The sequence below is a fragment of the Bradyrhizobium sp. genome, from assembly GCF_004799445.1.
GTDB lineage: Bacteria > Pseudomonadota > Alphaproteobacteria > Rhizobiales > Xanthobacteraceae > Bradyrhizobium.
This window is the reverse complement of sequence record NZ_SSNA01000169.1, coordinates 84001-90000: the sequence shown is the minus strand read 5'-3', so window position 1 is coordinate 90000 and position 6000 is coordinate 84001. Positions and strand designations below refer to the sequence as shown.

Below are 6000 nucleotides of genomic sequence, written 5' to 3'. Positions count from 1 at the left end.
GAGAGTAGGTCGCTGCCAGGCCTGCCAAGGACAAAGCAATTCCTCTTTACGTGTCACGATCAAACGACAACGCCGCTTTCCCTCCGGGAGAGCGGCGTTTTTGTTTTTGGCGTTTTGTTTTTGGCGTAATATTTTCGACGCCGGCCGGCCCAGGGGTTTTCCGCCGGAGGAACCGGGACTTTGCCGAGTTCATGGGCCGTTCATTTCGACAGCCTTACTGATCCCACCCCGGAAGCCGAAAAACGTTTCCACAGCCCGAGGAGCCCCCCATGCGTGAATTCGTTCGTCCCGTCGCCGCCGCGTTGAGCGTTGCCTGCCTCGCGGCTTCCCTGACCATCGCAGCCACCGGCAGCGCCCTGGCGCAGGCCAAGCAGCAGATGGCGCCCAGCCAGGCCGCGCCGCAGCAGCCGCCAGCCCTGAAGCAGATCGCGCTGACCGAAAAGCAGATCGAGGGCGTGATCGCGGCCGCCAAGGACATGGACGCGATCACCGAGAAGCTGTCGGAGAACGCCAAGCCGGATCCCAAGGTCACCGCGCAGCTCGAGGCCGTGGCGAAGAAGAATGGCTTTGCCAGCTACGATGACTACAACACTGTCGTCGATAACATCAGCATCGTGCTCGGCGGCTTCGATCCGGCGACCAAGAAATATGTCGGCACCGAAGCCGTCATCAAGGCGCAAATGGCCCAGGTCCAGGCCGACAAGAAGATGTCCGCCAAGGACAAGAAGGACGCGCTCGCCGACCTCAGCCAGGCCTTGAAGGCTCCCGAGCCGCAGATCGAGAACAAGGGAAATATCGATCTCGTCGGCAAATATTACGACAAGCTCGCCGCCATCCTGGGCGACGACCAGCAGTAAGAGCGTCTCGCCGGCGGCATCCGCAACCATCGTCTCTGCGCCCGATCGATCGCCGAAGCCGGCACCGGCTATCATGACAAAAGCCCCGGAGCATGCTCCGGGGCTTTTTCGTTGCGGGTATCGACTTCAGGTGCGCGTGCGCATCCGCATCATGAAACTGTCGAAGCTGAGCTCGGCCACCTGCATCCACATCAACGAATCGCTGCGATAGGCGGTCAGGCTTGCGTACATCTTGCCGAAATGCGGATTGCTCTTCGAGAGCTCCGCATAGATCTCGTTGGCGGCGCCATAGCAGCTCTCCAGCACCTCCTGCGGGAACGGGCGCAGGATCGCGCCCGCGACCATCAGGCGTTTCAAGGCTGGCGGGTTGACGTAGTCGTATTTGCCGGTGACCCAGGTAAAGCAATCGTTCGACGCCGCGGTGATGGCCGCCTGATAGGCCTTCGGCAGCATGTTCCATTTCTGGATGTTGATGACATTGTGGCCCTGGCCGGTGCCTTCCCACCAGCCCGGATAGTAGTAGTATTTCGCGACCTTCACGAAGCCGAGCTTTTCGTCGTCATAGGGGCCGACCCATTCGGCGGCGTCGATGGTGCCTTTCTCCAGCGCCGGATAGATGTCGCCGGCGGCGATCTGCTGCGGCACGCCGCCGACTTTGGCGATGATGGTTCCGGCGAAGCCGCCGACGCGGAATTTCAATCCCTTGAAATCCTCGATCGTCTTGATCTCCTTCCGGAACCAGCCGCCCATCTGCGCGCCGGTGCTGCCGGTCGGAATCCCCAGCACGTTCTGCTCCCGCAAGAGGTCGTTGAGCAGGTCCTGGCCGCCGCCCCACAGCAACCAGGAAATATGCTGGCGGGTGTTGAGGCCGAACGGCAGCGCGGTGCCGAAGGTGAAGGCGGCGTTCTTGCCCCAGTAATAATACAGCGCGGTGTTGCCGATCTCGACCGTGCCGTTCGACACCGCGTCGAGCACCTGCAGGCCCGGCACGATTTCGCCGGCGGCAAAGGACTGGATCTGAAAACGGTTGTCGGTGAGTTCGGCGACGCGCTTGCAGAAATATTCGCAGCCGCCGTAGAGCGTATCCAGCGACTTCGGCCAGCTCGCGGCCAGCCGCCATCTCACCTCGGGCATCGATTGCGCGATCGCGGGCGCGGCAACGGTGCTCGCGGCAAGGCCGATGCCGCCGGCTTTAAGGAATTCACGACGTTTCATGCGCTTCCCCTCTGTTGGTGCCGATCACTCGACGAGGGACAACGATCTTGACTGTCGCTTTTTGTTTCGCCGACGGCTGACCTTGAACGGACGTTGCGGAATGCAACCCCGGATCGCGGTCAGGATGACCAATCAGGTCCGGGGAATCAAGGGTGGTATGGCGTTACGCAGTTGCGAGAAACGCGCCGCGCGCTTCATTGCGCCGCGCCGAACTTCGCTTCCATCGCCCGCCGCGTCCTGACCGTTTCGTTGCTCGCATCGATCTCGACGTCGCTCCAGCGCACCACCGTGCCATGGGCGATGTCGTGCTTCAGCTTGACCCCGTGCGCTAGCCCGATCGGCAGCGCGCCGGCCTTGAGGCTGGCCGCGGCCGGCAGCAGTTTGCCCCACACCGTATAGCCGCCTTCGCCGTCGAGCATTTCGCCCGCGCGCAAGTTCCGTTTTGCCACCGAAGCGACGTCGCCGCGGAACCCGTGCGGCTGTCCGGTTGGTTCGCCGCGCAGCGCCGCCGACAAGATCGAAATGTTCAATTCGAGCCCGATCAGATGATAGGGCTTGTACATCGCCGCATAGCGGCCGCTCGAATCGGTCTTCAGCCCGTATTGCCTGAAACAGTCAGCGGCATAGTCGTTCGGCGCTTCCAGCACGACATAGACGCCCCAGCGCAGATCGCGGAACACCGGACGGCCGTCGCGCTCGAGCGACGACACCACTTCCACCAGGCCCGCCTTCTCCAGCACGCCGCCCTTGTCGTGGGGCCGCATCACATGCGGCAGATCGTCGACGCCGCAGGGCGGAAATTTCAGCCCCTCGGTCGGCACATCCAGCCCCGTGGCATTGGCGATCGCCGCCATTTCGATCGCCGATTTCGTGCCGTCGAGAAACGAGTTGAACATTTGCGGATTCATGCCGGCCGATTGCGCCTCGTCCGCCGATAGCCCGTAATGGCCCCAGACACCGGCCGGCGTCACGTCATGATACGCCGGCAGGTATTTGGTTCCCTTGCCGGCGGCGACCACCCGAAAACCGGTGGCGCGCGCCCAGTCGACCATCTCGGCGGTGAGCGCCGGCTGGTCGCCATAGGCCAGCGAATAGACCACGCCGGCCTGCCGCGCCTCCTCTGCGAGCAGCGGCCCCGCCAGCACGTCAGCCTCGACATTGACCATGACGATGTGTTTGCCCGCCGCGATCGCCGCGCGGGCATGCCGGATGCCGACGGCGGGATTGCCGGTGGCTTCCACGATCACGTCGATATTCCCCGATGTCGCCTTGGCCGCGTCGGCCGTGAATGTGGTCGCGGCAATCCTTGCTGTGTCCCAGCCGACGGTCCGGCACGCCTCGCGGGCCCGTTCCGGATCGAGATCGACGATCACCGGCACCTCCAGCCCCGGCGTATGCGGCACCTGCGACAGGAACATCGAGCCGAATTTGCCGGCGCCGATCAGCGCGACGCGGACCGGTTTGCCGGCGGCGCGGCGGGCGTTGAGAAGATGAGAAAGGTTCATGGAAGGGGATGTCCGGGAAGCCGACGGGTCGCGGACGCGGTGCAGCGCTCACGCGCTGCTCCGCAGAGCCGGGACCCATGGGAATGGTGGGTACCGTGTAGGCCCCGGATCAGCAGCGCACCACGCCGCGAGAGCGGCGCGCTGCGCTGCGTCCGGGGCACGAGAGCCACCTTACTCCGCGGCCTGGCGCTGGGCGCGCGCCAGCCGAAGCAGCGCGTCGTCATCGACCGTCTCGATCGCCGTAAAATCGCGGTGGGCGATGTATTCCGGCCGCGTCGGAGTGCGGATGTAATTGGAGACCGCGTTCAGCGTCAGATAGACGATCTTGCGCGGATAGGGCGTGATGTTGCCGGCCGAGCCGTGCACCAAGTTGCCGTGGAACATCAGAAGGCCGCCGGCCTTGCCGGTCGGCGCGACGATGCCGCCTTCCCTGACCAGCCGCGTCACGGTTTCCTCGTCCAGCGTCCACAGCGGATAGGAGGTGGTCGCAAGATCGTGCGAGGCCTTGAGGTCGCCGGCGTGCTGGCTTCGCGGCACCAGCATCAAGGGCCCGTTGATCGGCATCACCTCGTCGAGAAAAATCGCGATGTTCATCGCGCGCGGCTCTCGCATGCCGTCGTCGCGCTTCCAGGTGCCGTAGTCCTGATGCCACTGCCAGACGTCGCCGGTGAAGGCCGATTTGGCGTTGATCTTGTATTGGTGCATGTAGACCTTCTCGCCGAAGATCTGCTCCACCGGGTCGATCATGCGCGGATGGGCGCCAAGCAGGCGGAACGCCTCGTTATAAAGATGGGCGGCAAAAGCGGTGCGCGGGGCGCCGCTCTTCTCGCGCCATACCTCCGGCCGCTTGGTGTCGTAGATGCCTTCCGCCTCGCGCGCCAGCAGATCGACCTCTTCAGGGCTGAACAGTTCCGGCAGAAACAACCAGCCGTCCCGGTTGAAGTCGTCGATCTGCTGCTGGGTCAGCTTCATGGCGGTTCCTCCTGATGCTGTTCGGGTCAAGCCCCTATTTTGTTGCCGGCAGGATAACACCGGGAAGAGGGGTTTACCAACCCGCGCCGCGGGTACCGCCATGACGGTGCAGCGCGATACGAACCATATCCAAACGATTTCATCGCGCCCCACGCACCGCGGCCAGAAGAGATAGTTCGTCCGCGGTCGAACCATCTTTGAAAATGGCGCGGTAGAATGGCAGCCCGCTCCAATGCACGAGGGTGACATGATCAAACGACTGCGCGTGGAACCAATATCGAACTATCTCGAACGGCGCCGCAAGGGTCCGATCTACCCCGTAATCGTCGCCAACGGCTTCGTCTATCTGTCCGGGCTGCCGCCTTTCGACCCCGAGACTGGCGACGTCAAGCCGGCCCCGTTCGAGCGCCAGGCTGAACTCGTGCTCGATCAAATGAAGCTGTGCCTGGAGGCGGCCGGCTCGTCGCTTGCGCAAGTCGTCAAATGCAACGTCTATTGCACGCCAGATCCATCGCATTTCGACAAATTCAATGCAGTTTACGCACGATATTTCCCGACCGAATCGCCCGCCCGCATCTTTCTGCACGTTCCGTCATGGCCCGGGCCGTTCGACGTCGAGGTCGATGCCGTGGCAGTTATTTAGGCCACTTGGCAAGAAGCCTTTCTCAAGGGCGATGACAAATCACCCAAATGATATGCCGGCTTTTTTCATCGGGCGGACGAGTTCCCCCGGAATCCGGGTGGATCGCAACAATTTCCAAGCCTAGATTTCGAACCAGCATCACGCTCACAGGACGGGGCGATCGGATTAGGAGCCAGCCATGACCGGCTATTGTTTTGCAATCTTCGAAACCGCGATCGGCGCTTGCGGCATCGTCTGGGGCCCGCGCGGCATCAACGGGGTGCAGCTGCCGATGGGCAACGAGGGCAAGACCCGTTCCCGCATCGTCCAGCGCTATGGCGACCTCGCGGAGGCGGAGCCGCCGGCTGAGGTGGAACGCGCGATCGAGGGGATCGTCGAGTTGCTCGCGGGCAAGCCGAACGATCTCAAAGACGTCGTGCTCGATCTCGACGGCGTGCCGGAATTCCACCGCGGCGTCTATGACATCGCGCGCAATATCCCGCCGGGCAAGACGCTGACCTATGGCGACATCGCCAAGCGGCTCGGCGGCGTCGAACTGTCGCGCGATGTCGGTCAGGCGCTCGGGCGCAATCCTTGTCCGATCGTGGTGCCATGCCACCGCGTGCTCGCCGCCGGCGGCAAGCCCGGCGGATTTTCCGCCAATGGCGGCGTCGTCACCAAGCTGAAGATGCTCGCCATCGAAGGCGCGGTGGTCAATCACACCCCGAGTTTGTTTGACTGAGCTGTGTCAGTTGCCTAGTGCCTGATGGCTTTTAGTTGAATCGGCGCATGCGCGAGTTCGGTCACCTCGCCCCGCATGCGGGGAGAG

6 protein-coding genes and 1 rRNA gene (1 of these 7 only partly in view) are annotated in these 6000 nt (G+C 63.2%); 4 read left to right on the top strand and 3 right to left on the bottom strand.

Features of this window, described 5'->3' with window-relative positions:
• Positions 1-21: ribosomal RNA gene (gene rrf, locus E8A46_RS22140) — 5S ribosomal RNA — on the top strand (it extends 94 nt beyond the left edge of the window).
• 248 nt (positions 22-269) lie between these two features.
• Positions 270-857: a hypothetical protein gene (locus E8A46_RS22135; protein WP_291565843.1), complete on the top strand. Its 588-nt coding sequence runs from the start codon at positions 270-272 to the stop codon at positions 855-857.
• A gap of 126 nt (positions 858-983) precedes the next feature.
• On the opposite strand, the gene E8A46_RS22130 is transcribed toward E8A46_RS22135, so the two are convergent.
• The 3 genes from E8A46_RS22130 to E8A46_RS22120 all read right to left on the bottom strand — a co-directional run bounded on the left by E8A46_RS22130 (position 984) and on the right by E8A46_RS22120 (position 4549).
• On the bottom strand, positions 984-2072 hold the full coding sequence (locus E8A46_RS22130) for a TRAP transporter substrate-binding protein (protein WP_291565841.1): 1089 nt from the start codon (positions 2070-2072) through the stop codon (positions 984-986).
• A 194-nt stretch (positions 2073-2266) separates the two neighbouring features.
• The gene (locus E8A46_RS22125; RefSeq protein ID WP_291565839.1) at positions 2267-3577 is read right to left on the bottom strand and encodes a Gfo/Idh/MocA family oxidoreductase; all 1311 of its coding nucleotides are present in this window, start codon (positions 3575-3577) and stop codon (positions 2267-2269) included.
• Between the two features lie 171 nt (positions 3578-3748).
• Complete coding sequence (locus E8A46_RS22120; RefSeq protein ID WP_291565837.1) at positions 3749-4549, bottom strand: phytanoyl-CoA dioxygenase family protein; 801 nt, start codon at positions 4547-4549, stop codon at positions 3749-3751.
• A gap of 247 nt (positions 4550-4796) precedes the next feature.
• Between E8A46_RS22120 and E8A46_RS22115 the strand changes: the two genes are divergently transcribed.
• Both E8A46_RS22115 and E8A46_RS22110 read left to right on the top strand, forming a co-directional pair.
• Complete coding sequence (locus E8A46_RS22115; protein WP_291565835.1) at positions 4797-5192, top strand: RidA family protein; 396 nt, start codon at positions 4797-4799, stop codon at positions 5190-5192.
• 178 nt (positions 5193-5370) lie between these two features.
• A complete protein-coding gene (locus tag E8A46_RS22110) occupies positions 5371-5913 on the top strand; it encodes a methylated-DNA--[protein]-cysteine S-methyltransferase (protein ID WP_291565833.1) in 543 nt (180 codons plus the stop codon).
• Positions 5914-6000: the final 87 nt, after the last annotated feature.

Coding starts and splice junctions, on each gene's coding strand:
- E8A46_RS22135 (WP_291565843.1), top strand. CDS start 270: ATGCGTGAATTCGTTCGTCCCGTCGCCGCCGCGTTGAGCGTTGCCTGC.
- E8A46_RS22130 (WP_291565841.1), bottom strand. CDS start 2,072: ATGAAACGTCGTGAATTCCTTAAAGCCGGCGGCATCGGCCTTGCCGCG.
- E8A46_RS22125 (WP_291565839.1), bottom strand. CDS start 3,577: ATGAACCTTTCTCATCTTCTCAACGCCCGCCGCGCCGCCGGCAAACCG.
- E8A46_RS22120 (WP_291565837.1), bottom strand. CDS start 4,549: ATGAAGCTGACCCAGCAGCAGATCGACGACTTCAACCGGGACGGCTGG.
- E8A46_RS22115 (WP_291565835.1), top strand. CDS start 4,797: ATGATCAAACGACTGCGCGTGGAACCAATATCGAACTATCTCGAACGG.
- E8A46_RS22110 (WP_291565833.1), top strand. CDS start 5,371: ATGACCGGCTATTGTTTTGCAATCTTCGAAACCGCGATCGGCGCTTGC.